Raw genomic sequence first — 24,660 nt, forward strand, 5'->3', positions numbered from 1 at the left:
GCGCGAGATCACCCAGGAAGACATCAAGCGGGCCATCGCCACCCGCAAGGGAACGCCGGCCCGCTCGATCCACATCGTCCTGCGGAACGTCTTCCGGGCTCTTCGGCAGGAGGGCATGATCTTCCGCGACCCCACCCGGGGCCTCGTCTTCTCAGGGATCAACAAGACTCCGCCTTCCGTGCCCTCGGACCGGCTGGCCTGCGTCCTCAGTCATGCGCAGAACGACTTTCAGCGCTTCGTGATGGTGCTGGTCTGCGTGCACGCGCTCAGCGGCACCGACATGCGCCACCTACTACTCACCGACTTCGACCTGTCCCGTGAGCGCCTCATCGTGCGGCGCCCCGGCAAACGGCACATCATCTACCTGGACGAACTCACCTACCGCTGCGCCTCCGCGTGGCTGCGTGAACGTCACCACCGCTGGCCCGTGACGACCAACCCACATCTGCTGATTAACCGATGGACCGCGGTAGACACCACCCACTCGCCCATCAGCACCGCCTTCGCCGCCATCTTCCGGCCCACCGGACTCACGATGCCGACGCTGCGGCAGGACCGGATCCGCGACGAGGCATTCGAGGTCAACGACCCGCTCCACTTGATGCGGTTGTTCGGCATCTCCTCGCAGACCGCTATGCGTTACGTAACCGCCGCCCACCCCGAGCACACCTCGAAGCTGCCTCGGTGACGCTCGGCACTCAGCCCGGCGTACCGGATACACCGCCGGTGCCTGCGGACATCGGAAGGCCGGGGACCTTCCGTGCTGATCTTCACTCCCCTGGGGCGCGTCATCCGGGATGAACGCACAACAGGCTTACCACCATCGCCCTGCCGGATACGTTGTCCCGACCGACCAACGAGATCGGTCTGGCCCTGTCGGCTGACGGATCTGATACTGGACGCGCGAGGCGAAACAGCCCACCGGAACCCGCCAGCTGACTCCCGATGGCTGCGCCCTCGGCGCTGTGCCGCACAGACAAGCCACGGTTGTATACCATGGCCTGGAACAACACGCGTCGAGGCTCTTCCGGACGGTTCAACCGCCGCCCTTGCGAAGGATGTCATCGATCCTTCGTCCCTCTGCCTCGGTCATGCCTCCGCCGCCCAGGGGGACGCCCAACGCATCTGCAAGAGCGCGGTGATGAACATCGATAACCCCCTCGACGAGGGTCGCGAACTCCTCTAGGCCGGATCGAGCACGGCTCCATGACGTGAGTGCGACACAGGCCGCGGTCACGAGGGCGGGCCACCAAAAGACCCCGGCGATCCCATACAGGCAGCTCCAGCCGGCGAGGGTGACCGCCTCGGCGAAGCCCATCCGCGCCTCCACGACAGGACGGCGTACGTCATCGCCCACCAGCAGCCACAGGCGGGGCCAGGCCGTCGCCGCGTCGAACCAGTACTGTGCGCGGACTCGCGCCTCGATGAGCCGTACCCGGTCACTCATCCAGGTCGGGCGCTGCGGAAGGTATGCCTCCACCGGCGAGATGCCGTTCCGCCGGGCGGCTCGCAGGGTGCGCGCGCGGCGCCTTCCGCCGTGGCCCGGCCTGGTGCGCAGCCACCACCGCTCGACCGCCCTGCCCAGTTCGCCAGCCACAGTACCGGCGAGGCCGGCGGCGAGCAGCGCCAACCCGGCGGCCACCGCCGCGCGCGCCGGGCGGCGGTGAGCCGCGCGCGCCAGGCGATCCACCCAGTCGGCCAGCTCGCCGACGTCGAGGGCGTGGCCGTGGCCGAGATGGCAGCCCGCCGCCGTCAGGGCGACCAGCAGCAGCCCCGGCAGGAGCACCGCCGTGACCCAGCGGCTGCTGACGTGCTTGCCGACCTCAGAGAGGATGCCGGTCACCATGGCACATCACGCCTTCGGCGCCATCGACGCGCCGAAGGCGTGGCACACGGGCGTGTGCCCTTGCGCGTCGCGCCCGGCCGTACGGTCGCACTTGCCGAGCGGACACCCGTAGCGGCCCGCGCTCACCGTGGGTGTCCGCGGGGCGCCCGGAAATCCGGCCAGGTTCAGCAGGCTGCGGCCGGACCAGCTCCGTTCAGTCTCGGCATCCCCGTCCTGCAACCACTTGCGCACCGCACGCTGGGCGGAGCCGCCGTCGCGGACTCTGGCCGCGTCGCGCTCGAGGCGCTCGGCCACACCGGTGGCCCGCGCCTGGTCCCGCAGACCCGGCAGGCGCGCGCACCACAGCGCCAGGGCCTCGGCTTCTGTCAGCTCCTCGGCTGCCACTCAACCGCCCCTCTTTTTAGGTCCGTTGGACGCTCCGCAGGGGAGATTACCCGCCGGTCGACACCGGGCGCGCCGGGGTGGCCTGCCGCACCCAGCCGTGGCTATCGTGACGGTGAGGGCGAAGGGGGCGATGCGGCATGGGCCAGCGGGGGAACAGTCCCGAGCAGAGGATCGAGCACGCCGTCCGAGAGTACGCCCGCACGGGCCGTACCGCCGAGGTCGAAGATCCCCAACGCACCGCGGACACGGAACGGTTGCTGAACGAGGTCGCAGTCGAACCGAGGTGCTCCCCCGCCCGGCGGCGCGCGTTGCATCTCGCCGGATGGCTCTGCCTGGCCCGGCACGGCGGCTTCGCCGGACAGCGAGAACTCCCGGATCTCCCCACCACCGTCACACTGCTCGGCCTGCTGCACGACGTGAATCCGGAACTGGTCGGTGGCCGTCTGTGGGAGCTGGCCGTGGAGTTCGGCGCCGATCCGGACAGCCGGGCGCAGGCCGCCCTGACTTTGCTGGTGCGTGCTTTAGAGGCCAGCACCGATCCGCTCCTCTGTCTCACCGCTCTGGAGCGCGCCCTGGACGAGGTCCCGCCGGGTCATCCAAGGAGGGCGGAATACCACCTGCTCGCCGCCCGTGGGTGGTTGGAGCGGCACGGACTGACCGGAGACAGCACCGATTTGTCGAAAGCCGTGGCGCTGGGCCGTGGGGCACTGCAACTGACCGAACCCGAGGACCCCGAGCGCGTCGACGTCCTGAAGGCCGTGTGCGCGAGCCTGACCAGGCTCATGGACCAGCAGGAGACCGCTGAGATCGTCAGAGTCGCTGTGGAGATGTGCCGCAAGCTCCTGTCCGTCGCCCCGGTCGGTGGAAAGGACCATACCGGTGCCGAACTTTCGCTGAGCGGCGTCCTGCTCCGCCGGTTCGAGCACACGCAGGCGGTGGCCGACCTGGACGAGGCCGTGGACATCCTGCGCCGGGGCACGGAACGGGAACGACGGGCCGGCGGCGCACGTCCTGAGCCGCTGGTCAACCTTGGTCTCGCGCTCCACGAACGCTACCGACTCACGCGCGTCGTCGAGGATCTCGAGGAAGCGATCACGGTCTTCGATGCGGCCGCGCGCTTGGCCGTCCGCCGCGACAAGGCGCACGCGTCGTCCTTGCGCGCGGACGTGCGGGTGCTGGAGGGGCAGCGCGCATCGGTGCCGCGGTCGGCCGCCGTACCGCGCCCGGCCCCGCCGACGGCGCAGAGCCGCCTGGAGGAGGGCACCCGGCTGATCGAGCGGTGGAAGGCAGACGACGATCTGCTCTGCCGCGACCGGGCGATCGAGCTGCTGGGCCCGGTGCTGCGGGAGCTGCCCGAGGACCATCCCGATCTGGCGGTGTGCAGCGGGTATCTGGGCTACGCGCTGCTGAGGCGCTATCGCTACGGAGGACTCGACCCGGCGGACCTTGCCGCCGCCGAGGAGGCGATCCACCGGGCGGTACGGACATGCCGACCGGACAGCCCAAACCTGGCGGGATGCCTCACCCTGCAGGCTGAGGCCGCATACTGCCAATACCAGCGCTCCTTCGCAGCGGAGGACCTGGACGCCGCCATCGCCGCGCTGCGTCGGCTGCTGTCCCTCGCCCCGCCGTCCGAGCGAGACTACTGGCAGGCGCTGCACAACCTCGGCTCGCATCTGGCCGTGCGGTACGACAGCACCGCTGCGCTGTCCGACGCAGACGAGGCAATCGAGCTGCTGCGGCACTCCCTGAGCGTGGCAGGACCCTCCGTGGAGGACCCCGGCCACACCGCTCTGCGACTGGGAGAGGCCCTCCTCCGGCGCGCTCGCGACACCGAGGCGCCGCACGACCTCGACGAGGCCCGCGACAGCCTGTCGACGGCCCTGCGACTGCTGCCCTCAGGAGATCCGCGCCGAAAGCGGGCACAGCAGCAGCTGGACGATGCGGTCCAACGGCGGGAGGAGGAGCGCAGAGCGTTCAAGGAAACCGTCCTGCCCGTGCTGCGCCGTTCGACATTCGACTCGGGCCCCGACGACCGGCCCACGGTGCCGCCCGAGGCAGCGGCGCGGGATCCCCAGGTCGCGGTGCAGTACCAGAATGTCCTCGCAGAGGCGCGGCTGAGCTTCGAGCGGACCGGTGACGCGTCCGCGCTCACGGCCGGCATCGCCACCGGTCGCCGCCTCCTCGCCGCGCTACCAGCCCACCACCCGGAACGCGCACAGGCCGCCACCGTGTTCGGCGCACTGCTCCTGCGCCGCTTCGAGCAGCACGGCGACCGGAAGGACATCGACGACGCGATCGAGCACCTGACATACGGCGCCTACGGACCGCTGCCCAACGTGCAGCAGCTGCGAAACATGCTGAAGCAGCCGGACGCGGACGTGCAGGAGCTACGACGGCACTTCGGCACCCAGCTCGACGCGTTACTGAAGCTGAGCCGTCCTCGGGGCAGCGAGCTGTCCACCCTGGCCGGGGCCCACCTGCGCCGCTTCGAGCACGACGGCGGCGGCGACGACCTGAACAAGGCCGTCCATGCCACCCGCCGGGCGGTCGAGGTGACGCCTCCCCATGATGCCGCCGAACGCCGCACCCACCTCCAGACTCTGGGAATGACGCTGCTCCGGCGCTACGAGCACACCGGCAACCGCGCCGACCTCGACCGGGCGATCGACCTGGGGCGCCAGGCCCTCGTCCTCGCCCGCCGCATGACCTCGGCGACGGACGATCAACTGACCTCGCTGGGAGCCCTGTGCAACCGGCTACGAACCCGCTTCCTGCTCACCCGCGACGCCTCCGACCTCGACGAGGCCGTCGCCCTCGGCACCGAGGCGACAGTCCTGACGCAAGACGGCCGGATCGAGCCGATCAGCAGGCAAAATCTCGCCCTGGCCCTGTGGAGCCGATCGCTGCTGCGTGACAACCCGGCCGACCTCGACGCTGCGATCGGCCACGCCGAGGCCGTGGTCGACGCCCCGAACGCCTCAACCCGGCAGCGCACCCACACGTTGCTGACGCTGGCGAACATGCTCGCCACCCGCAGCGAGCGGGGCGATACGGAGTCTCGCCCAAACGACGCGGACCGTAGTCTCGCCCTGTACCGCGAGGCTGCACAGGCACCCACCTCCCCAGCTGCCGACCGGCTGACCGCGGCGGTCGCCTGGGGCCGTTTCGCCGCCAACCGTGCCGCCGCAGGAGGCTCCTGGCCGGAAGCGGCAGACGGCTACGCCGTAGCCGTGGAACTGCTCCCACTGACAGCGTGGCGGGGCCTGGCACGCACCGACCGGGAACGTCTGCTGGCCCAGCGCTCGCACGTGGCGGGCGAGGCCGCGGCCTGTGCGATCGCCTGCGGCCGGCTGGAGCAGGCGGTCGAACTCCTCGACCACGGACGGTCCGTGCTGTGGGGGCAGGTGCTGGACACCCGGACTGATCTGACAGCGCTGCGGGAAACCCACCCCGCGCTTGCGGACCGGCTAGCCGGCCTCCGGGCCGCTCTGGAGGAGGGCACGTGGACTGCCCCGGGGCAGGACACCGGGGAACAGCTGAGGCAGCTCGCTCACGAGTGGGAGGAACTGCTCGGCGAAGTCCGTCGGCTGCCGAGGTTCGAGCACTTCCTGGTGCCCCTGCCCTTCTCCATGCTGTCCGGAGCGACGGCCGCCGGACCGCTCGTCATCGTCAACGTCAGCCGGTACCGGTGCGACGCGCTCGTCGTGACGCCGGGCAGAGTCACACTGGTCCCGTTGCCCGGCCTGACCACGGACGAGGCAGAGCGCCGTACGGAACGGTATCTGTCCACGCTGGACAGGCTGAACCAGCTCGGAGCGTCCGCCGGCCCGAGCCAGCAGACCTTGATGGCCACGCTGGAATGGCTGTGGGACACGGTCGCCGCCCCAGTCCTCGATTCCCCGGAGATGGCCGCTTGGCGGGGCCGGCGCGTCTGGTGGTGCCCCACCGGACCACTGGCCCTGCTACCGGTGCACGCCGCCGGCTACCACGACCCCGACGACGGCCGCGAGCACGATGCCGTCATGGCGCGGGTGGTGTCGTCCTACATGCCCACCCTGCGCGGCCTGATCCGAGCCAAGCGCCCCTCGGCCGTCGCAGACGCGGACCGGCGGCTGCTGGTCCTGGCTCTGGGCGATCAGCCACCGTACGCACCCCTGTTGCGCCCGCTGCCCGGTGCACGAAAGGAGGCGGAGGCGCTCGGCCGCCGGTTCCCCGGCCGGCAAACGGTCATTCTCGACTCGGACGCCACGTGCCAGATAGTGCTGTCCCTGTTAGCCTCGCACTCCTGCGTCCATTTCGCCTGCCACGCCGGGCAGGACCTCGCCGATCCCGGTACCGGCGCGCTCTACCTCTACGACCGCCCCCTGAAGGTGTCCGACCTGGCCCGCCTCGACCTGCCGTCGGCGGAGCTGGCCGTGCTGTCCGCCTGCCAGACAGCCGTGGGTGGGACGGAACTGCCCGACGAGGCCATCCATCTCGCGGGGGCACTGCTTCTGGGCAACTTCCGGCACGTTGTCTCCACTCTATGGACGGTGGGAGACGACACCGCTCGACAGATCACCGACGAGGTATACGAGATCGTGGCCCACCCGGAGCTCGGCATCGATGCGTCCCGGACGGCATACGCCCTGCACGAGGCGGTCGACCGCACCCGCCGTCGGCAGCCGTACCGCCCAGTCGGCTGGGCGTCGTACGTGCACTTCGGGCCCTAACGCTAGTTTTCCGATCTTCCTCAAACCCCGCCCCCAACTTCGAACCCACGCGCGCAGCCTGCTGCCAGTGCCATTCGGCACGCAGGTTCCAGCCCACACCCGCTCAAGAATGCGCAAACTCGCGCGCTTTCGCCTGCGGAGCAAAAAAGGCTGAGCCGTCCTGGGAAAAGTTCGGCTACCGGGACGTCATACCGGCGGGGCAGCTCTACACCGGCCCGTGGCACCGCTCCCTGCGGCTCTGCGGGTGCCGATTAATCATCCGGGCTGCTCAAGCGGCATGCTGGTACTCGTGGAGGGTTCCGCCGAGTCGGTCTTGTCGGCGGACCTCCAAGTGCCTGATGTGTCCTGGCACGCTGATTGGCTCGGGTAGTGGGCGGAGTGGAGCGGCTTGCTTCAGGGTGCGGTGGGGTCGGTGCTGGTTGTAGAAGGTTTCGAACTCGCGGAGCGCGTGCAGAAGGTGGCTCTGGTTCCAGATCAGCGTTCTGTCGAGGAGTTCGCGCCGGCAGGTCTGTATCCAGCGCTCCATGATGGAGTTCAGACGCGGCATCCGGACGCCGGTGGTGACGACCTTCAGTCCGGCGTCCGTCAGTAGCGCGTCGAAGGCGGTCGTGAACTTGGAGTCGCGGTCGCGGATCAGGAAGCTGGCCTTGCTGCCTGCCTCTTCGAGGTCCATGACGAGGTTGCGCCCGAGCTGTACGACCCAGCGTGCGGTGGGGTGTGTGGTGGCGCCCAGGATCCGGATGCGCCGGGTGGAGTGCTCGATGACGGCGAAGACGTAGAGTCGCGCCCCGGTCAGGGTGCGGGTTTCGAAGAAGTCGCAGGCGAGTAGGGCGCCGGCCTGGCCGCGCAGGAAGTCGGCCCACGTCGTGCTCTCTCGTTCCGGGGCGGGTGGGATGCCGTGCTCCTTGAGGATTTCCCAAACGGTGGAGGCTGCGACCTCGATCCCGAGCGAGGCGAGTTCGCCGTGGATGCGCCAGTACCCCCACGAACTGTCCTCGCGGGCGAGGCGCAGGACCAGGGCGCGGATCGAGCGGATGGTGGGCGGTCGTCCGCGCCGCTTCGGTACGCAGGTCGCAGCATGGCGCCGTTTGAGCAGGTTGCGGTGCCAGCGCAGGAAAGTTTCCGGACGTACAAGCAGCAGGAGCCGGCGGAGCTTGCCCATCGGCAGGTGGTGGAGCAGACCGGCGAGGATAGCGCGATCGCTGTCGGTGAAAGCGGGCTTGCCGACCTGGCGTTGCAGGACCAGCAGCTGGTGCCGCAGAGCAAGGATCTCGATGTCTTTATCGTGGTCGCTCATCGGCAGCAGGCGCAGGAGCGCCAGGGCGTTGGTCGCGGTGAGGTAGGCCAGGCGCAGGAGCACGACAGATCATGATGCCTTCATCCCCTGCGCAGGCGAACATCGAGGGGAAGAAGCAGGCGCAGGAGGAGACCGGCGATCACGGCCGTGACCTGGTCGGATGATTTATCGGCACCCGCACAGCTTCCTGATCCGCGACCGCGACTCCAAGTTCACGGCCGCCTTCGACACGCTGCTGACCGACGCCGGACTGAAGGTCGTCACCACCGGCATCCGGATGCCGCGTCTGAACTCCGTCATGGAGCGCTGGATCCAGACCTGCCGGCGCGAACTCCTCGACAGAACACTGATCTGGAACCAAAGCCATCTCCGCCACGCGCTCAGGGAGTACGAGATCATCTACAACGGGCATCGGCCGCACCGGGCTCTCGGCCAAGCCGCTCCACTACGAGCACTCCCCCACCCAAACAATGAGCCAGCCCAGATCAGACGTCTCGAGGTCCGTCGACGAGATCGACTCGGAGGAACCCTCCACGAGTACCACCATGCGGCCTGACCAGGCCGGATGATTAATCGGCACCCACACAGCCCCGCGGACCGGTCGCTGCGAACGCCGACGCGAACTCGGCGTCCGCGAAGACCTCACCGAGACCGTCACGCACCGCGACCGGCAACGGCACCTGCCGACCGCGGTACTTGGCCCGCACCGCCCGCACCACGTCAGGCGCAGGCTCCGGCCACGGCTGCGACTCCATCGACACCAGCCCCTCCCACCGTGACCGGGAACGATGAGAGGACCGGCCACACAACAAGACTGCCGCAACGATCAAGACCCTGACCAGCACACCAACAAATGGGCAACAGGATCGGACAGGGTCGGCGGTCATCACCCGGCCACAGGAGCCCTCTCACAGGTTGGAGACGGTCATCCAGGGCGTAGCACCTCTCGCGGTGCCCGTTTCACGTCGGTCGGTAGGCACTCTGCGCATACCGCAGTCTGGCGAGAGAATCTGGTTCCGCGCGCGTCGGGCGAAAGCGTGCCGGCGCTTCTCCGGTGCCAGTAACCTGAGCTGCTCGGTCGCTCATGGTGAACACCCGGCTCCGTTACGTACCAACAAGGAGAAGATGTGGCCCGACGTACGCGCGTATTAGCGGGAATCGTTCTGCTCGCCGCCCTCGCGGGCACAGGCCTGGCAACCGCGCCGGCACAGGCGGCCCGCCCCTACTGCACCACCGACCCCGAGGACCACCCGTGCGGTGGCGGGACAGGCGGCGGAGGCGGCACGCCGCCGGTCTACACCCTCCAGGGCGTCATCCAGCACGACCACGACGAAAATGCGGGCGTCGGCCGCCGGGCGGTGTTCCGCGCCTACTCCCGGCTCGCCGACTCCGGGAACAACCGAGTGGACGCCGACTACATCAACGTCCGCTGCTACGCCTACGACCAGCTCGGCGGCTACACCACGGACTACGACTCCGAGAACAACGGCGCTCTCGTCGACGTCACCTTCGCATCGAACTCCATACCCGGCGCCCTGCGCACGATCACGGTCAACTGCACCCACTACGCCGAGAAGAACGGCACCAGCTACAACACCACCAGCACCATGCAATACAGCATCACGTACTGACCCCGCACCGCCGACCCGCCGCAACCACTTCCCCCGGCGCCGGGGCTGCGCCGAGGGAAGTGGTTGCCTTCAGCGGAAGGGTCGGCCCTGTTCGAACCGATCGCCCCGCCGGATGATTCGGCAGCAGGCGGTGCGGCCGGGACGGGATGATCTGCGGCATGACCGAGACAGGCACCACTCCCGCCACCGCCCGGGTGGCATTCGCTACCAAGCAGCCGCTCGCCGGCATGCGGCCGCTGTTCAAGGCCGAGCGGAAGCGGGCGCGGGCGTAGTCGGCGACATCGGAGTGGGGCTGGGACGGGCTGCCCCGTCGGGCGGATCGAGGGCCAGGTGGTGAGCGCCATCGGCCGGGAGGGCTTCAGGCCAAGTGCAGCACGGCCAGGGCGGTCGTCCAGTCGGTGACGATGGCGTGCTGCGCCTGAGCGAGGGTGACCTGGCCCTTGCATACCGCGGTGTGCAATTTCGTCTCAACGGGGTCTTTGGCGTTGTTCACCCCGGTGCCGGGCTTGTGGCCCGGGTCCGGCGGCTCAACGAACAAGTTGCGGGGATCGTTGGGGTCGCCTCCGAGCTGGAGCGAGATGAGGTGGTCGTACTCGGCATCGGACAAGGAACCGGTGTAGCCGTACGAGGCTGCGTTTGCGATCTTCTCCTTGCTGGTCACCGACTCCGGCGGGCGGATGCCGCTGGTGTAGCCGCCCTTGCGGCAGATCGTCGTCCCGATGTTGGCCTGGGTGACGGCCGGGCTGATCGCCCCGGGGGTACAGGCAGGGTCCTCCAACGGCTCGCCCTTCTCATATCGGTAGTGGCAGTTCCCCGGGGCTGGCTGGGGCTGCACTATGTAGTGCTCCTGCGGTCCGGCCCCCACCGGAATCGGCCCGGCCGACAGCGCACCAGCCGCCGTCCCGGCCGCGGGCGTAGCGGTCGACCCGGCCGGCGCCGGGGCGCCACTCCCCGAACCTGCCGGTCCAGGGTTGGCCGAAGATCCGGCGGGATCGCACCCAGCCAGCACGACGATCCCTACGACGGCAGCAGCGGCATACGTGGCGCGCATCGACATCTCCGAACGGGTGCAGCAAGTCGGATGAACAGCCGCGAGACTACCGGCTCCACTCCCCACGGGCTGGGCCGAATAGCCCTGCCCCTGCCGATAACCCCATCCACCCTGGTGGGAGGGTGTGTGCGAGATGCGGCATGTCCGGGTAGGGGCGGCCACTCGAAGGCCCTGGCCTGCACGGTGATGCCAGAAAATGATGATCAACTGTGCTGCTTCGACCGGCCTATCCGACCGTGACGAACGCGTTCGCGATGCTGCGTCTGCTCCCCATGAGCGATCGGGAGCGGGATACGGAGATCCTCGCGCTGCGGCATCAGATCACGGTGCCTGAGCGCCAACTCGGCAATGACACAGTCCGGTTCACACCGAGCGATCGCGCGTTCCCGGCAGCCCTGCTGCACCGGTTGCCACGGGACCTGCTGCGCGGACTGCAGCTGCTGATACGCCCCCACACGGTCCTGCGCCGGCACCGCGACCTGGCCGCACACCGCCACGCCGCCATGTCCCGACCGAAGCGTCCCCGACGACCACGAACTGTACGCTCCATCCGACTCCCGGTGCTACGGCTCGCCCGGGAGAACCCCAACTGGGACTACCGCCGCATCCACGGCGAACTCCTCCTCCTGGACGCGAAAGTCGCCACATCCACAGACTGGGAGATCCTCAAGGACGCCGGATCGACCCAGCACCCGAGCAGGCCTCCAGCACACGGGCAGACTTCCTCCGCTCCCAAGCCGACGCCATCCTGGCCTGCGACATCCTCGAAACCGTCACCCTGTCCGGGGCACGACTCCACGTCTTCGCCGTGATCGAGCACACCAGCCGCAGGATCCGGATCCTCAGCACCACCGCCCACCCCACCGCATCCTGGATGACACAAGCAGCAAAGAACCTCGTCACGGACCTCCAGGACGCCGACTGCCGGGCAAAGTTCCTGATCCGCGACCAGGACGGAAAATTCCCCGCCCTGTCCGACACCATCCTCAACGACACAGGGATCGAGGTCGTCCTCAGCGGCATCCGGATCCCGCGCATGAACGCAATCACGGAACGGCGGGTGCAGACCTGCCGACGCGAACTCCTCGACCGCACCCTCACCTGGAGCCAGCACCACCTACTCCACGCCCTACGGGAATCCGAGGACCACTACAACTCCCACAGACCCCACCAACCCATCGCAAACACCCGCCCCCTCCAACCACCGCCCACTCCAGACCCCAGTCCGAGGCAGACCAACCACCGCGACATCCAACGACACGAACGACCCGGCCGCATCCTCCACAAGTACCAGCATGCCGCCTGACCTGCACGGATGACATTCTCGGCAGGCGCAACGCCAGGCGAGGAGACCGGCGCTCCTGAGCGGGGCGCCTCCTCGGCCTCTTCCGTCCCAGTTGCCACCGTGCGCACCGCTTCCTGACGCGCGCACCTCACTCTGCTTGCCGATTGCGCAGCCTGTGTGCCAATTTGTTCTCTTTGAGTGTTCTGGTTGTTCTGAGTGCATGATCCGCTCTGAGCCGAATCAGCTTGCGTGTGATCTAGGGCACACAGTGACCCAATTCTGACCGATTGTGCAATTGCATCTGACGTAGTACCAGGTCAACGGCACGAACCTCGATGATCGTTCAACTCATCGTGTGCGGTGATCATCTCTGAGTAGTTTTCCTGGGCGTCGTATGCGTGGGCAGTCCCCGGAATCGCTTAGGTGGTGCCAAGGCCACACACCGCCCGGCAACGGCGCCGGGGGTCTGTGGCAACCCTCAAGGGAGTGGACCGTGATGACGCCCATGCACAGCCGGAGGCCGGCATGACCAATGACGCGCCGAAGCAGGCCGCGGCCCCGGACAGCCAGCCCATCGGTGCCCTCCAGCACCTGCCGCTGGAGTTCGAGGCCTTCTACCTGGGACACCAGGCGGCTTTCCACGACTACGCCGAGGTCAGCCTCGGCCACCGCGAGAGTGCCGAGGAGATCGTGCACCGCGGCTTCCTGGAGATCCTCGGCAGCTGGGAGACCCTGCTCGGCGCCGGCAATCTGGAGCAGCAGGCGTGGGCCATCATGCGGCGCCTGGTTGCCGCACAGCTGGAAGCCGATGGCCGCCCCCCGGCCCTGGTGATCAACGGCCCCATATACCGGGCGCTGAGCACGGCCCAGGTCCTCGACGCCGCCCGTGACCGCCTGCAGTTGATGGACAGCAGCCGCGGCCTGTACGCCGCCATCGCGGAGCTGCCGGTCCGCCAGTTCGACGTCATCGTGCTGCGCTACGTGATCGGCTTCGAGAGCACCCGGATCGCCTGGCTGCTCGGGCTGAAAAACGAACGCACCGTCGACTACCACCTGCGCAGGGCCAAGGAACGCCTCCGCGTCCAACTCGGCCTTCCCGCCGAGGCCGCCCCCCGGAAAGGAGCACGCCAGTGACCTCTTCAGCCCTCGACACCCTCCTGGCCGACGTCCGGATCCCGACGTCCTCGCGGACCTTCGACGTCGCGGCCGGCCTGCGGCGCCTGGCCGCGGACGCCGTGACCGGCGCCCCCACCTGCGAGGTCGTCCGCGCCTCCCAGGCCGCACGCCGCCTGAGCATCATGTGCCGGTGGGTCCTCAACACCCCCGACGCCGCCGCCCACGTCGACCGCCTCGTCCAAGACCCCGCCGACGACCGCCGCGCCGCCGACACCTCCATCCAGAACCTGCCCGGGGCTGAACGCCGGGTATTCGAGGACAAGCTCGACATCCAAGGCGCAGCCGTCTTCGCATGCCTGCTCAGCCTGACCGACCAGCCCGAGAGCGCGCAGTTCTGGTGGCAGCTGGCCGCCGGCGCCGGCAACCGCGTCGCCGCGTACTGCCTGCACCTGCACCACCTCGTCCTGGGTGAGACCCGCGAAGCGCAGCACTGGTACCACCAGGTCATCCGGACCATCGAGGACGCCGTCGACATCACGCCGGGCGCCGCCTTCCTCGAAGGACTCGGCACGGTCGCCGGCTACGTCGGCCGCAACGGCTCAGCCGCCAGCACCCCACCCACCAGCGGCCTGGAAGTCGAAGTCGACCGGCTCGCCTCCCGCCACCCCAGCGGCATCGTCAGCCGCCCCGACCGCCAACTCGCCGACCGGCTGCACGACTTCGCCAGCCGACGCTGACAGCACCAGCAGGCACCACACACCCCTGAGCAGGCAGAAACAACAAGGAGCCCTGCCCGACCACGGTTTACCGGCCCCGGTCGAACGGACTCCTCACCAGCGCTCCGCAGAAAGGAACACCACATGCAGGATAGGACGCCCCAACCACCCGCGCACCGGATCGCACGAACCGCCCGCAACCTCCTCGCCTGGGCAGCAGCCCGCCGCCGCACCGCGCTCCTGCAGGTCCTACGCGGCGCCTGCTACAGCACCGGCACCGGCACCATCGGCCTGCTCACCTACTGGATCCAGCACCACATCTGACCGGCCACCGTGCTCGCCGTTGCCGGCCTGCTCGTATGGCGGGAGCGACCGCACTTGCGGTCCTCACCGACCTGCGCGGCGCCCCCTCACCTGCCGGTTTCGCCTGCCTAGTGGCAGCGGCGGGGGGTCTGTACGGTGACCGGTGTATCTCCTGATCAAGGAAGCACCTGATGAGCGACGTGATCGCCTCTGTCGAGGCGCATGAGGATGGACGCCCGGTCGAGCTGCCGGCGGATGTGGTGGACGAGCAGTTGATCGGGCAGCTGGTCGACCGGGCCCGTGCCGGCGGGCTGCAGCTGACCGGCGAGGGCGGGCTGCTGCAGCAGTTGACCAAGCGGGTGCTGGAGTCCGCCCTGGAGGGCGAGATCACCGACCACCTCGGCTACGAGAAGCACGACCCGGCCGGCGCCGGCAGCGGCAACTCCCGCAATGGGATCCGGTCCAAGACTGTGCTGACCGAGGTCGGTCCAGTTGAAATCGAGGTGCCCCGCGACCGGGAAGGCAGCTTCGAGCCGCAGATCGTCAAGAAGCGCCAGCGCAGGCTGACCGGTGTCGATGAGATGGTGCTGTCCTTGTCCGCCCGGGGTCTGACCCACGGAGACATCTCCGCCCACCTGGCCGAGGTCTACGGCGCCAGCGTTTCCAAGTCGACGATCTCGACGATCACCGACAAGGTCATGGACGGCATGGCCGAATGGCAGAACCGACCCCTCGACCCGGTCTACCCGGTCGTCTTCATCGACTGCGTCCACGTGAAGGTCCGGGTTCTGTCGACGATCTTGTGATGTGGCTGGGTGCGTTCATCGGGTGAGGAGGACACGCTTGCGCAGGAGGTCGAGGCCGGCGCGTCCGAACATCTGCCGTTTGAGCATCTTGAGACGGTTGATGTTCCCTTCGACTGCGCCGGAGCTGTAGGGCAGGGTCAGCCCGTTGCGGACGGCGTCGTGGTCACGGCGGAGGTTGCGGGCGAACGACGCGATCGGGGTGAGGCTGTCGGTTTCGACGGTGTGGATCCACTCGTCGAGGTGGTCGCCTTCGCGGTGGGTCAGCATCATCGCGAACGCCCGGACGTGGCAGGTGAGCCTGTCGAGATCCTTGTTGCGGGACCGGAGGACGGCGAGCCTGTCCGCGTTCGCGCCGTCGAGGTGGTCGGGGTGGGTGGTGATCCACGTGGTGACCTCGCGGACCGACGGGGGCTTGGGGCCTGGGGCCGGCATGTGGCCGCGGTGTGAACGGTAGCGCCGCAGGTGCCGCTGGACCGCCAGTTCGCCGCCGGGGTAGCCGAGTTGCTGGATCTCCCGGAAGAGCTGGGCTGCGTTGCGGATGCCCTCGTTCCAGCGCCGGTGGAGGTGGCCGGTGTAGGGATCGACCAGGTGAGCGCGCTGCAGGGTCTTCGCCGTCAGTTCCTCGACGGTGGCGGCGTTGACGAGCTTGCGGACCGTCGCCTGGTGCAGGCCGAGCTTGCGGCCGATCGCTGCCTTGGACAGCCCCTGAGCCCACAACTCGTGGGCTGCCGCGTGCTGGGCTTCGAGCCTGGCCACGATCTTCAGTTCGGGGTGGGGCTTGATGGTGTCCGGCTCAGCTTCGAGTCCGTCGGGTGCGGGTTGCTGGGCCGGTTCGGCCAGGTGCGGCTGGAGCACGCTGACCGTCTTCTCGACCGCCTGGCACAGGTTCTGCCACAGGTGGAAACGGTCGGCGACCTGCACGGCCTGCGGGGCGCCCTGGCGCGATCCTTCGCCGTAGCCGCTGGAGCGGTCCCGGCAGATCACCCGGACTTCGGGGTGCTGCCGCAGCCAGGCGGCCAGGTCCTCACCCTCCCGGCCGTCGAAGAGGTGAAGCGGGCGATGGGTCGCCATGTCGATCAGCACGGTGCCGTAGTGGCGGCCCTTGCGGAACGCGAAATCGTCGACGCCGAGCACCTCCACGGCTCCGACGTCTGGCTCTGGCAGGGCTTTGACCAGCCTCAACAGGGTGTCCCTGCCGGTCGCAATGCCCGAGACCGCCGTCAGCCGGGCTCCAGCACGGCCGGCGAGGGCGAGCCCGATCCGCGCCAGCAGCCCGAGCAGCAACGGGGTGAAGCGACTGTGCGGCCTGGTCAGGCCCTGGACCTGCTCGGCGAACGTGACCGCCGGACAAGCCGGGTTCCGGCATCGAAATCGGCGAACCTGCAGCTCAACGATCACACCGACGCCGCCCACTGCAACGTCTCGAAGGCTACGGACATAGCGGCCGTGGACCCGACCAGACCACTGCCCGCACCGGCACCAGCCGCCCTCCACAGCCACCCGTGCCCTCAACACCACGGCAGCTGAGCCTCGTTCGACCTCGTCGACGACAAGCGCGGATAGATGCGGGAACAACTGCTGCAAGAGATCACGAGAACACGCGGTGCATGATCGCGAACCACGACGGCCTGACGCTTCGCCGTCCGCATCACAAGATCGTCGACAGAACCAAGGTCCGCGACGGGCAGGTCGCCAACCGGCCGATCTACGTCGCCCTCGCAGTCACCGTCGACGGCACCCGCGACATCCTCGGCCTGTGGGCCGGCGACGGCGGCGAGGGAGCCAAATACTGGCTCCAAGTACTGACCGAGATCCGCAACCGCGGTGTCGAGGACGTCTGCATGGTCGTCTGCGACGGACTGAAAGGCCTGCCCGACGCCATCGGGACGGTCTGGCCGCAGACGATCACGCAGACCTGCGTCGTGCACCTCATGCGGGCCTCGTTCCGCTACGCGGCCCGCCAGGACTGGGACAAGATCTCCCGCGCGCTCAAGCCGATCTACACCGCACCCACCGTCGACGCGGCCGAAGAGCGGTTCCTGGAATTCCAGGAGGAATGGGGCACCAAATACCCTGCGATCGTGCGGCTCTGGTCGAACGCCTGGGCCGAGTTCGTGCCCTTCCTCCAGTTCGACGCCGAGATCCGCAGGGTCGTCTGCACCACCAACGCCATCGAGTCGGTCAACGCCCGCATACGCAAGGCCGTCCGCGCCCGCGGTCACTTCCCCAACGAGCAAGCCGCCCTGAAGTGCGTCTACATGGCCGTCATGAGCCTGGACCCCACCGGCCAGGGACGCAAACGCTGGACCATGCGATGGAAGCCCGCACTCCAAGCCTTCGACATCGCCTTCGACGGCCGACTCTCCATCGGCCGCCGCTAACCCACACAAACCCAGTTACACCAGTCGCTGGACAGACCCGCGGCGGGCGGTTGCCTGGTGGTGGCGTCGCCATCTGGACCAGTTCAGTGCGTGGCCGGGGTCCCGGAGGTGCGGGTTCTGGGGAGCGCCAGTTGCCAGGAGCCGCCGGATTTCTGCCACGGTGAGCGGTGCCAGGGCGCCGGAACCGTTTCTGCTGCCCCCCTTGCACCGGCGGGCGGCGGTGGCAGCGAGTAAGGCGTGGGCGAGCATGGCCAGGGTGATGTGCCGGTATCAGCCCCGGTAGCGGCGGACTTCGTACTGGTCCAGGCCGCATTCGTCCTTGGCGGCCTGGAAGGTTTCCTCGATCGCCCACCGGGTTCCGGCCGGCGGTGCGGGCACCCGCCGAGGGGTGCGTCCTCCCCAGGCGCGCCCTCGGCCAGCACGCCACGGGCCCTGCAGGGATCGCCCCCGGGTTGGGGCGGGCGGTAACCTCTTCGCTCCGGCGAAGAGAGAGGCATGCACAGCGTGTTAACGGTCCGTATGCTCACCGCGGCTAACGCCGATACCGACGCTAACCTCGCCATGCAGTTCGAGCGGTCACCCCTGCACTTCGCTCGGCCACCGAAACCGCCGAAGTTCTCTCGGCTACGGAAACCACAGAAACCGCCGACCCGCCGGGTGAACGCCGTCTGGGCTGGCTCCAGGGACGTACTGGGCGCCATGGGACTGCAGTGGGGTGCCGAGGTCACAGCCCGGCACCTGGCTGCAGCCATAGCCGGACGACATGGGCACAGCGCAGCACGCGTCCGCTCGGGCAGCGAGACCGCCGACCTGACCTTCATCGCGCCACCCTCGGTGTCCTGGTTATGGTCCCAAGCCGATCCGAAGCTCCGTGCGGACCTGGAAAACGCCGTCCTCAACGGGGGCAACCTGGGTGTCGAGGAAGGCCGCGGCTCCCGCGTCCCCGCTCGATTCGGGCTCCGGATCGGTCTCGGTGCCGGCGACCAGGATGCCCTTGATGGTCCGGTAAGACGGATCTCCGACCGCGATGGCCCTCGCGCAGGCGGCCTCCAGCCTCGCGTCGCCGTACTTCTTCTTCAGCCCCAGGATCCCTTGGGCGGCGCGGAGCCGGTAGAGCGCGTTGGGCTCGACGTCATCGCGCAAGACCGTGACCTGCGACCTTGTCGTCTCATCGGGCAGCGTGGCATGCACCCAGCGGCGGAATGAGGAGATCGACACGTCCAGCTTGTGCTCGTCCCGCAGGCGCTGGTGGATCGTGGAGACGGTCACCGTTCCCAGCAGGTTCTTGATGTAGTCGCGGTGCTGGTCGATGTCGGGCCAGGTGATCTGCCGCAGCCGCCGGTCGGCGAGTTCGGGATACCAGCTCTTGATCAGGCTGGCCCAGTCGGCCTCCCGCATCGGCGGCCCGCCCGGCGTGATCCCGGACGCCTCCGCCGGCTCCAGGTACTTCCTGATCGTCTTGCGGTCCACCCCCAGCGACGCGGCCAGCTCGCTCTTGGAGCGGCCCGCGTACCAGTGGACGTAAATCTCGGTGATGTCGACCACGACGAACGTTCTCCTTGCCATCCGCGCTGACCATCGGCCTTCCGAACCACAGGCCCAGGGCCGCCCACACGCCTCCGCGATGACCAGGTCCCTCGATCCCGAACTCCGTCGTACCCATGGCCAATTAGGAGAAGTCGGGATGGGGAATTACATGACGCTCAAACCGCCCGAGATGGGGAAAAACGTGAACGCTCACAAGGCCGTCGCCACTATGCACAACCTCGCCTTGGGGGGTGAAACCAGCAGGTCAACCGACACACCGACCTGCCCACACCCACCCTTCTGCAACAACCTTTAGTGCCGTGGCAGGCATCTGCCGGTGACGCACCGCCCGCCTCGGGCTGCGGGGAGCCGGACACCTCGGTGGTTCCGACTCCCACCAGCCGGTCTCAGTTGTGCCAGCCGTCCCAGTAGGCCAGTTCGGTACCGGCGTAGACCTGCCCCCCGCTCTCGGCTCGCAGGTTCTTGCCCCACCAGTCGGTGAAGGCTCCCGAACTCCCGTTGTAGCTGAACTGCTCTCCGGTGGACCCGTTGCAGGTCTGCATCGCCATGCCGTTGACGGTGTTGAGGTTGTTGGTGAGCAGGCAGAGGCCGGTGCCCCGGTTCTTCAGCTCGTCGTAGCCGGTGCTGTCCGCGGGGTTGTTGATGAAGTCCCACTGCTGGTAAATGCTGCCGCTGCAGGTGCCGGCCCAGACGACGCCGGTCGTCCCCGCGGCCAGGCAGGTGCCGGTGGACAGAGCCTTGAACTGCCAGTAGGTAGTGGCGGCTTGCGCTTGCGGGGCGGCGAGGACAGTGGCGGCGACGGCGGCGGCGATCCCGAGCGACGCGGTGGCGGCAGTACGCAGGTTGCGAAGTTTCATGACTGAAAACTTCGGCATCCAGATTAAATCTGGCGGCTGTTGACGGCTGACGGCTGACGGCCCCCGGATGAACGTCTCCTGACGCATAGCGGTAGACCCCATTCCGGTCCGCCGCCCGGGCCGCGTTCCCCGGGGGCCATCCGGCCGGGAGTCGGCCGGGCCGGCCGCGACGCAGCACTCGTTGCCCCGGGGTCGGCCATCGCCAGGTGGTGGGCGTCGAAGGCGGCGACGGTGGCGCCGGGTCCGTCAGGCGGGCGGACCCGGGCTTGGCGCGGAAGCCTCATGAGTGCCTGTCGCAGCGTCGCCCTTCGGCCGCAGGGGCTGCGGGCGGGCGGGGTCAGCACATCTTGTAGCTGGCCTTGGTGCTGTTGTAGGAGCAGGTGCTGGCCTTGGCGCCGGTGGGGGTCTTGAGGGTGGCGGTGTCCTTGTCGTTGTTCCAGATGTAGTTGCCGCTGCTCCAGTACCGGTTGCTGGTGCTGTTGGCGCCCTTGCCGGTGTGGAGGGTGACGGTCTTGCCCGCGCCGAGGGTGTAGGCGGCGAAGGTGTACTTGTGGGCGGAGGCATCGGTGAGAGTCCACCCCCGAAGGGAGACGCTCTTCGCGGTGGTGTTCTTGATCTGCACGTATTCGGCGTTCAGGCTCGCACCCGAACGGGTGTCCGTGCCGGGGCTGTTGTAGTAGACCTTGTAAAGGTGGACCGAGCCGGCCGAGGCCTGCGCCGGGGCGACGGCCATTGCGAGGACGGCAGCGCCGGATGCGGCCAGTACGGCAGCGGTACGCGTGTAGTGCATGAGATTTCCCCTGGTTCGTCGCCGGGCCCGTGCCCGGCAGACCGCCCACTGTAGGGACACATCCGACCAGCAGGGACAGTGTTACCAAATCAGGACGATCAAGGGGCCACCGTGCACCAGCCCCCACGTCCGACCTGGCTCATGGCCGCACCTCAGCCGCGGGCCAGCTCGGCCGGGTTCGGCATGATCCCCCTGCTGCCCTCAGCCACAAGAGCGGCCCTTCGACATCGTCTCCTAACGGGAAGCACGCCGGCCACCGTGCGCATAGAAGGCCTCCGTGCCCGTGACCCCGAGGAGGAGGAGACCGATATCGACCACCTCGAACTGGACTTCCGAACACGTTGCTTGCTTGGACGATCTCGGCTGCCGGATCATCACCGCGAACCGCGTAGTGGACCACTCCACCGTCGCGCGGTTCGTCCAACGTCACCACGAGGCACTGAGCCAGCTGTTCGTGCAGGTGCCGGCCCTGTGCGGCCGTTATGGCTGGTCGATGTGGCGGCGGTAGCTGTGGACGGCTCGCCAACGGACGCGAACGCCTCCCGCGACTCCAACAAGCAGTTGATGCGCCTCCAAACCGTCATCGCCCGTTGCGAGGACGAGATCAACGCACTCATGGACGGCGCCGGTGAGCACGCCTGCCGTGTCGAGACCGGCGACACCACGGACGCCGACGGCGAGCCACGGGGTGACGACTGGCCGGAGCTGTCGCGTCTGTGCAATGTGCTTGCCCGGGATCGTACGGCCCCGGGACACGATCTACCAGCGATCCCTGCCGTCCGCCAACGAGATCAAGATCAAGCCCGAGGCCGCCGAACGCATAGTGGCCCGGGCACGCAAGCGGCTCGCCGCGGAGACGGCAGCCCACAAGGAGAAACTGAGGAAGTACCAGGCACGGACCGAAGCCGACCGGGCGGCGGGGCGCCGAGCAGCCAACGGGCGGCCACCCGTGCCCATGGAGCACAAGACGGTCCTGCTCCGGCAGCGGGTCCGACTCACGAAGGCACTCGCCCCCCTGGAACGGGCCCGCAGCCCCGAGCCGGCGCCCTCCCCGACCGCCGTCGCCAACCTGACCGATCCGGACTCGCGCCTACATCTGGGCAAACACGGCGGCTACCTGCAGGGATACAACGTGCAGATTGTGTGCGCCCGCCTCCAGGTCCTGCTGGCCGTCGACCTGCACGACAACCCGTCGGATCGCACTGCACTGATCCCGATGGTCAGGAAGACGCAGGAGAACCAGCGCGCGGCACGACTGCCGGACGACATCGGGCTCTGGCTCGCGGACAGCGGATACGCCAGCACCACCTCGTTCGAACAGCTGGCCGACCTGCCCCTGCTGGTCTCGGTCACCAGCGAGGCCGACCAAGGGGGCTTCCCCGCGAAGCGCCAGACCGCCCCGGCAGCCCAACAGGCCATGGCCGACCGCCTGGCGACCCCGACCGGCCGAGCTCAGTACCGCCAGCGCAGCACCCTCGTCGAACCTGGCTTCGCCCAGTTCTTCCAGCGGTTCGGCCGGCACCTCAACTACCGAGGCCGTCGAACGGTTGACACCGAGATCAAGCTCCTCGGCACCGTCCACAACCTCAGCAATATCCTCGCCAGCACCGCAAAATCGCGCTCTTGACTTCCGAGCGGGACAAGCCGCGCGACAGCCTCCCGGCTCGCCCGCTGGTGCACCGAAACCCACCCGCCCCGGCCCAGGCCGGCCGCCCGACTCGAAGAATCAGCGGCCCGCCGCCCGCTACGAGGTGGGCAGAGTCCTGGCCGCCGGCGAGGCATACGCCCGGCCGCTCACCACAAGAAGGGCACCAAGCCTCGGAGAGCAGGCTCAGCTTTGGCGGGCACAAACACGGTGGCCGCGTTACAGCCAAGTACCCGATGATCAATCCATGAGAGTCGTTGTTCAGAGGGTGCGCACGTCTTGGACCAAGGCGTCGCGGGGTGGCACTGGAGCCGCGAACCGCAACGCGGCTCCGATCGTGTTCACTCTGCCGACCGGCCTAACGTTGCCACTGCACGATGTCTCCATGCAGGAGTCGGACTCCTTCGTGCCGCATACGAGTGTGCAGGATCTGTCGGATCCCGGGCTGGTTCTCAAGGAGTCGGACGGGCTGCTGCGAGTGCACCGGCCGGAAACGACCATCTTCGGCATACCGCGGCGCAACCGGCGGCCACCAGCGCTCCGGCTTGCTCCCGGGCAATGGTTGCAGTGGCAGATCAACTACCGGTTCGTGGGCACATGGGGTGGGCCGTGGTCCTACCGGCTTGACACGTTCAATGTCGCCTACTGTCCTGCGTCACTCGAGGTCTTCCTGGGCACCCCGACGCACAGCATCGATGAACGAGCACATCTACGCTGAGCCCTCGACAGTGGGACTCGCACACTGACTGCTGGTGCCGTCTGACGGACGGCAGGTTAAGCTTGGGCCCACTTGCTCTCGCCCGCAGCACGGCAGCGCGACCGTGGTCTCATCGCCGTGGTGCGGGCTGTTCCCAGCCCCTCTCTGGGAAGCCGATGGTGACGTCATGCCAACCGCTCCGCCCGGAAGCAGACAGGGCTCAGTCGATCAGATAATCAAGCTCGCCGGCTCGCGCGCCGTCAATGAGGGCCTTCACTTCCGCTTGGGTGTATACCAGCGGCTCCTGCTCTGGGCGTTTCGAGTCGCGCCACACAATGAAATCACCGGCACGGCCGAACTCTGCGCAGTTGTTGTTCCCGCCCGTGAAGGAGGTGCGCCGCCATTCGACGGCGGCGAGGTCAAGCTCCGCTGCGGTCGGCTTGGCCGGCTGCGGGGACTTGCCCGGGGTGGCACTGCTCACGAATGTGACTCCTTGATCACTTTCTCGAATCGATCGAGATCGGCAGCGAACGGGACAGCCCGCTGCCAGAGGTTGTCGAACGCCTTGCAGTAGACGTCCACGTGCTCCTGCTTCGCGAAGTACGTCGACTCCGCCAGCCCTTCTACCCACACCACGCTCGGAGTGGGCTCAGGGAAGTCCATGATCATGAAAGAGCCGTACAGGCCGGCGTGGCAACCCGTTTCCATCGGGAGGAAGCCTACGGAGACCGATGGGTGTTCAACCACCTCGATGAGCCGCCTCAGTTGGCGCTTCATGAGGCCGGGGGGACCGATCGGTCGTCGGAGTGCAGCCTCGTCGATGACCGCGTGGAAGGTCTTGCCGGCGCCAATCAATCGTTCTTGTCGCTGGCGTCGGATGCCGACCAGGGTGGCTACCTGCTGCGAACTGAGGTCGGGCCGCATGTCCCGGATGACCGCGGTTGCGTATTCTTCCGTCTGCACCAGCCCGGGGACCAGGGCCAGTTCGTATGCGCGCAGCGCGGAGGCACCTGCTTCGAATTTGAGGTAGCCCCCGTATTGGGTCGGCGCCAGCAGACTGCTGTGTCGTTTATAGGGATTCTCCTCGGCCGTGTCGGAGCGCAGGAGTTCGAACGCCCTTTCCCGGTCTGCGGCGGTCACCAGGTCGGCATAGCAATCGTTGAGCAGTCTGGTGAGCAGGTCCTCCGAGATGCCGCGCGTCGCCCGTTCGACCCGACTCAGGTGGCCATGGTCTACGCCGACCCTTCCGGCCGCCTCGGCCAAGGTCAGCCCTGCGGCGGCACGCAGCTCTTTGAGCATCTGGCCTAGCTCCCGCCGCGGCACAGAGGCCGGCACCGTGCTCTTCGACTGCGCCATGGCTGCCAGTGTGCCGTCTGCTCCGATCTCGAACAACCTGCGTCAGTCAATTTGACCAGTCACATTGCCAGAACGGCCCTACGGCAGGCATGCTGACGTGGAGTCACAGCAAGTGGCAAAGCCGTGGCCCTGCGTGGCATATGCCAAGGATCGCGCCGGTACCCCGCCTGCCTCCATCCGGGGAGATCGCACGGCGCGCAGCCCCTGGCCCAGGCTGCTGTCCGGTCCGCCCGTCT

Annotated in this window: 19 protein-coding genes and 5 pseudogenes; 13 read left to right on the forward strand and 11 right to left on the reverse strand. The window is 68.2% G+C overall.

All coding sequences use genetic code 11. The annotated features are described in order from the left end of the window. Positions 1 to 115: 115 nt before the first annotated feature. Positions 116 to 688, forward strand: coding sequence for a hypothetical protein (locus OG900_09205; GenBank protein ID WUH90259.1), 573 nt, complete (start codon positions 116 to 118; stop codon positions 686 to 688). A 348-nt stretch (positions 689 to 1,036) separates the two neighbouring features. Here OG900_09205 and OG900_09210 read toward each other — a convergent pair whose 3' ends face one another. Beyond that, positions 1,037 to 1,846, reverse strand: a complete 810-nt coding sequence (locus OG900_09210) for a hypothetical protein (protein WUH90260.1) — start codon at positions 1,844 to 1,846, stop codon at positions 1,037 to 1,039. A 6-nt stretch (positions 1,847 to 1,852) separates the two neighbouring features. After that, entirely contained in the window at positions 1,853 to 2,230 is a 378-nt protein-coding gene (locus OG900_09215) for a hypothetical protein (GenBank protein WUH90261.1), read from the reverse strand. 137 nt (positions 2,231 to 2,367) lie between these two features. Between OG900_09215 and OG900_09220 the strand changes: the two genes are divergently transcribed. After that, positions 2,368 to 6,945: a CHAT domain-containing protein gene (locus tag OG900_09220; protein WUH90262.1), complete on the forward strand. Its 4,578-nt coding sequence runs from the start codon at positions 2,368 to 2,370 to the stop codon at positions 6,943 to 6,945. Between the two features lie 268 nt (positions 6,946 to 7,213). Here OG900_09220 and OG900_09225 read toward each other — a convergent pair whose 3' ends face one another. After that, positions 7,214 to 8,305 (reverse strand): integrase core domain-containing protein, encoded by a 1,092-nt coding sequence (locus tag OG900_09225; protein WUH90263.1) that lies wholly within the window; start codon positions 8,303 to 8,305, stop codon positions 7,214 to 7,216. 121 nt (positions 8,306 to 8,426) lie between these two features. On the opposite strand from OG900_09225, the pseudogene OG900_09230 reads away from it, so the two are divergent. Together OG900_09230 and OG900_09235 are read left to right on the forward strand one after the other, a co-directional pair. After that, a pseudogene (locus OG900_09230) lies at positions 8,427 to 8,798 on the forward strand (integrase core domain-containing protein). 571 nt (positions 8,799 to 9,369) lie between these two features. Beyond that, a complete protein-coding gene (locus OG900_09235; GenBank protein WUH90264.1) occupies positions 9,370 to 9,873 on the forward strand; it encodes a hypothetical protein in 504 nt (167 codons plus the stop codon). 358 nt (positions 9,874 to 10,231) lie between these two features. On the opposite strand, the gene OG900_09240 is transcribed toward OG900_09235, so the two are convergent. Continuing rightward, positions 10,232 to 10,924 carry a hypothetical protein gene (locus OG900_09240; GenBank protein WUH90265.1) on the reverse strand — a complete coding sequence of 231 codons (693 nt, stop codon included), beginning with the start codon at positions 10,922 to 10,924 and terminating at the stop codon, positions 10,232 to 10,234. Between the two features lie 209 nt (positions 10,925 to 11,133). On the opposite strand from OG900_09240, the pseudogene OG900_09245 reads away from it, so the two are divergent. From OG900_09245 to OG900_09265, 5 genes and pseudogenes are all read left to right on the forward strand, one after another. Continuing rightward, positions 11,134 to 12,230, forward strand: a pseudogene (locus OG900_09245) (transposase). A gap of 504 nt (positions 12,231 to 12,734) precedes the next feature. Beyond that, positions 12,735 to 13,343, forward strand: a complete 609-nt coding sequence (locus tag OG900_09250) for a sigma-70 family RNA polymerase sigma factor (protein ID WUH90266.1) — start codon at positions 12,735 to 12,737, stop codon at positions 13,341 to 13,343. Further along, positions 13,340 to 14,062, forward strand: a complete 723-nt coding sequence (locus OG900_09255) for a hypothetical protein (GenBank protein ID WUH90267.1) — start codon at positions 13,340 to 13,342, stop codon at positions 14,060 to 14,062. The genes OG900_09250 and OG900_09255 overlap by 4 nt, the downstream gene beginning before the upstream one ends. Before the next feature lie 123 nt (positions 14,063 to 14,185). Continuing rightward, the gene (locus OG900_09260; protein WUH90268.1) at positions 14,186 to 14,365 is read left to right on the forward strand and encodes a hypothetical protein; all 180 of its coding nucleotides are present in this window, start codon (positions 14,186 to 14,188) and stop codon (positions 14,363 to 14,365) included. Between the two features lie 170 nt (positions 14,366 to 14,535). Continuing rightward, positions 14,536 to 15,129, forward strand: a pseudogene (locus tag OG900_09265) (transposase). Between the two features lie 36 nt (positions 15,130 to 15,165). Here OG900_09265 and OG900_09270 read toward each other — a convergent pair. Next, positions 15,166 to 16,650: an ISL3 family transposase gene (locus tag OG900_09270; protein WUH90269.1), complete on the reverse strand. Its 1,485-nt coding sequence runs from the start codon at positions 16,648 to 16,650 to the stop codon at positions 15,166 to 15,168. Between the two features lie 170 nt (positions 16,651 to 16,820). On the opposite strand from OG900_09270, the pseudogene OG900_09275 reads away from it, so the two are divergent. Then, positions 16,821 to 17,531: pseudogene (locus OG900_09275) on the forward strand (IS256 family transposase). A 15-nt stretch (positions 17,532 to 17,546) separates the two neighbouring features. On the opposite strand, the pseudogene OG900_09280 reads toward OG900_09275, so the two are convergent. The 4 genes and pseudogenes from OG900_09280 to OG900_09295 all read right to left on the reverse strand — a co-directional run bounded on the left by OG900_09280 (position 17,547) and on the right by OG900_09295 (position 20,726). Further along, a pseudogene (locus OG900_09280) lies at positions 17,547 to 17,894 on the reverse strand (IS701 family transposase). A gap of 480 nt (positions 17,895 to 18,374) precedes the next feature. Beyond that, positions 18,375 to 19,097, reverse strand: a complete 723-nt coding sequence (locus OG900_09285) for a hypothetical protein (protein ID WUH96088.1) — start codon at positions 19,095 to 19,097, stop codon at positions 18,375 to 18,377. 368 nt (positions 19,098 to 19,465) lie between these two features. Next, complete coding sequence (locus tag OG900_09290) at positions 19,466 to 19,936, reverse strand: hypothetical protein (protein ID WUH90270.1); 471 nt, start codon at positions 19,934 to 19,936, stop codon at positions 19,466 to 19,468. A 337-nt stretch (positions 19,937 to 20,273) separates the two neighbouring features. Beyond that, entirely contained in the window at positions 20,274 to 20,726 is a 453-nt protein-coding gene (locus OG900_09295; protein WUH90271.1) for a lamin tail domain-containing protein, read from the reverse strand. 349 nt (positions 20,727 to 21,075) lie between these two features. Here OG900_09295 and OG900_09300 point away from each other — a divergent pair, with 349 nt between their 5' ends. The 3 genes from OG900_09300 to OG900_09310 all read left to right on the forward strand — a co-directional run bounded on the left by OG900_09300 (position 21,076) and on the right by OG900_09310 (position 23,089). Further along, positions 21,076 to 21,234: a hypothetical protein gene (locus OG900_09300; protein WUH90272.1), complete on the forward strand. Its 159-nt coding sequence runs from the start codon at positions 21,076 to 21,078 to the stop codon at positions 21,232 to 21,234. A gap of 219 nt (positions 21,235 to 21,453) precedes the next feature. Beyond that, a complete protein-coding gene (locus OG900_09305) occupies positions 21,454 to 22,353 on the forward strand; it encodes a transposase (protein ID WUH90273.1) in 900 nt (299 codons plus the stop codon). A gap of 265 nt (positions 22,354 to 22,618) precedes the next feature. Beyond that, positions 22,619 to 23,089, forward strand: coding sequence for a hypothetical protein (locus OG900_09310; GenBank protein WUH90274.1), 471 nt, complete (start codon positions 22,619 to 22,621; stop codon positions 23,087 to 23,089). 199 nt (positions 23,090 to 23,288) lie between these two features. On the opposite strand, the gene OG900_09315 is transcribed toward OG900_09310, so the two are convergent. Both OG900_09315 and OG900_09320 read right to left on the reverse strand, forming a co-directional pair. Next, a complete protein-coding gene (locus OG900_09315; protein WUH90275.1) occupies positions 23,289 to 23,549 on the reverse strand; it encodes a DUF397 domain-containing protein in 261 nt (86 codons plus the stop codon). Continuing rightward, positions 23,546 to 24,424, reverse strand: coding sequence for a helix-turn-helix transcriptional regulator (locus OG900_09320; protein WUH90276.1), 879 nt, complete (start codon positions 24,422 to 24,424; stop codon positions 23,546 to 23,548). Before OG900_09320 ends, OG900_09315 begins: the two co-directional genes overlap by 4 nt. Between the last annotated feature and the right edge of the window lie 236 nt (positions 24,425 to 24,660).

It is taken from the genome of Streptomyces sp. NBC_00433, from assembly GCA_036015235.1.
Lineage (GTDB): Bacteria > Actinomycetota > Actinomycetes > Streptomycetales > Streptomycetaceae > Actinacidiphila.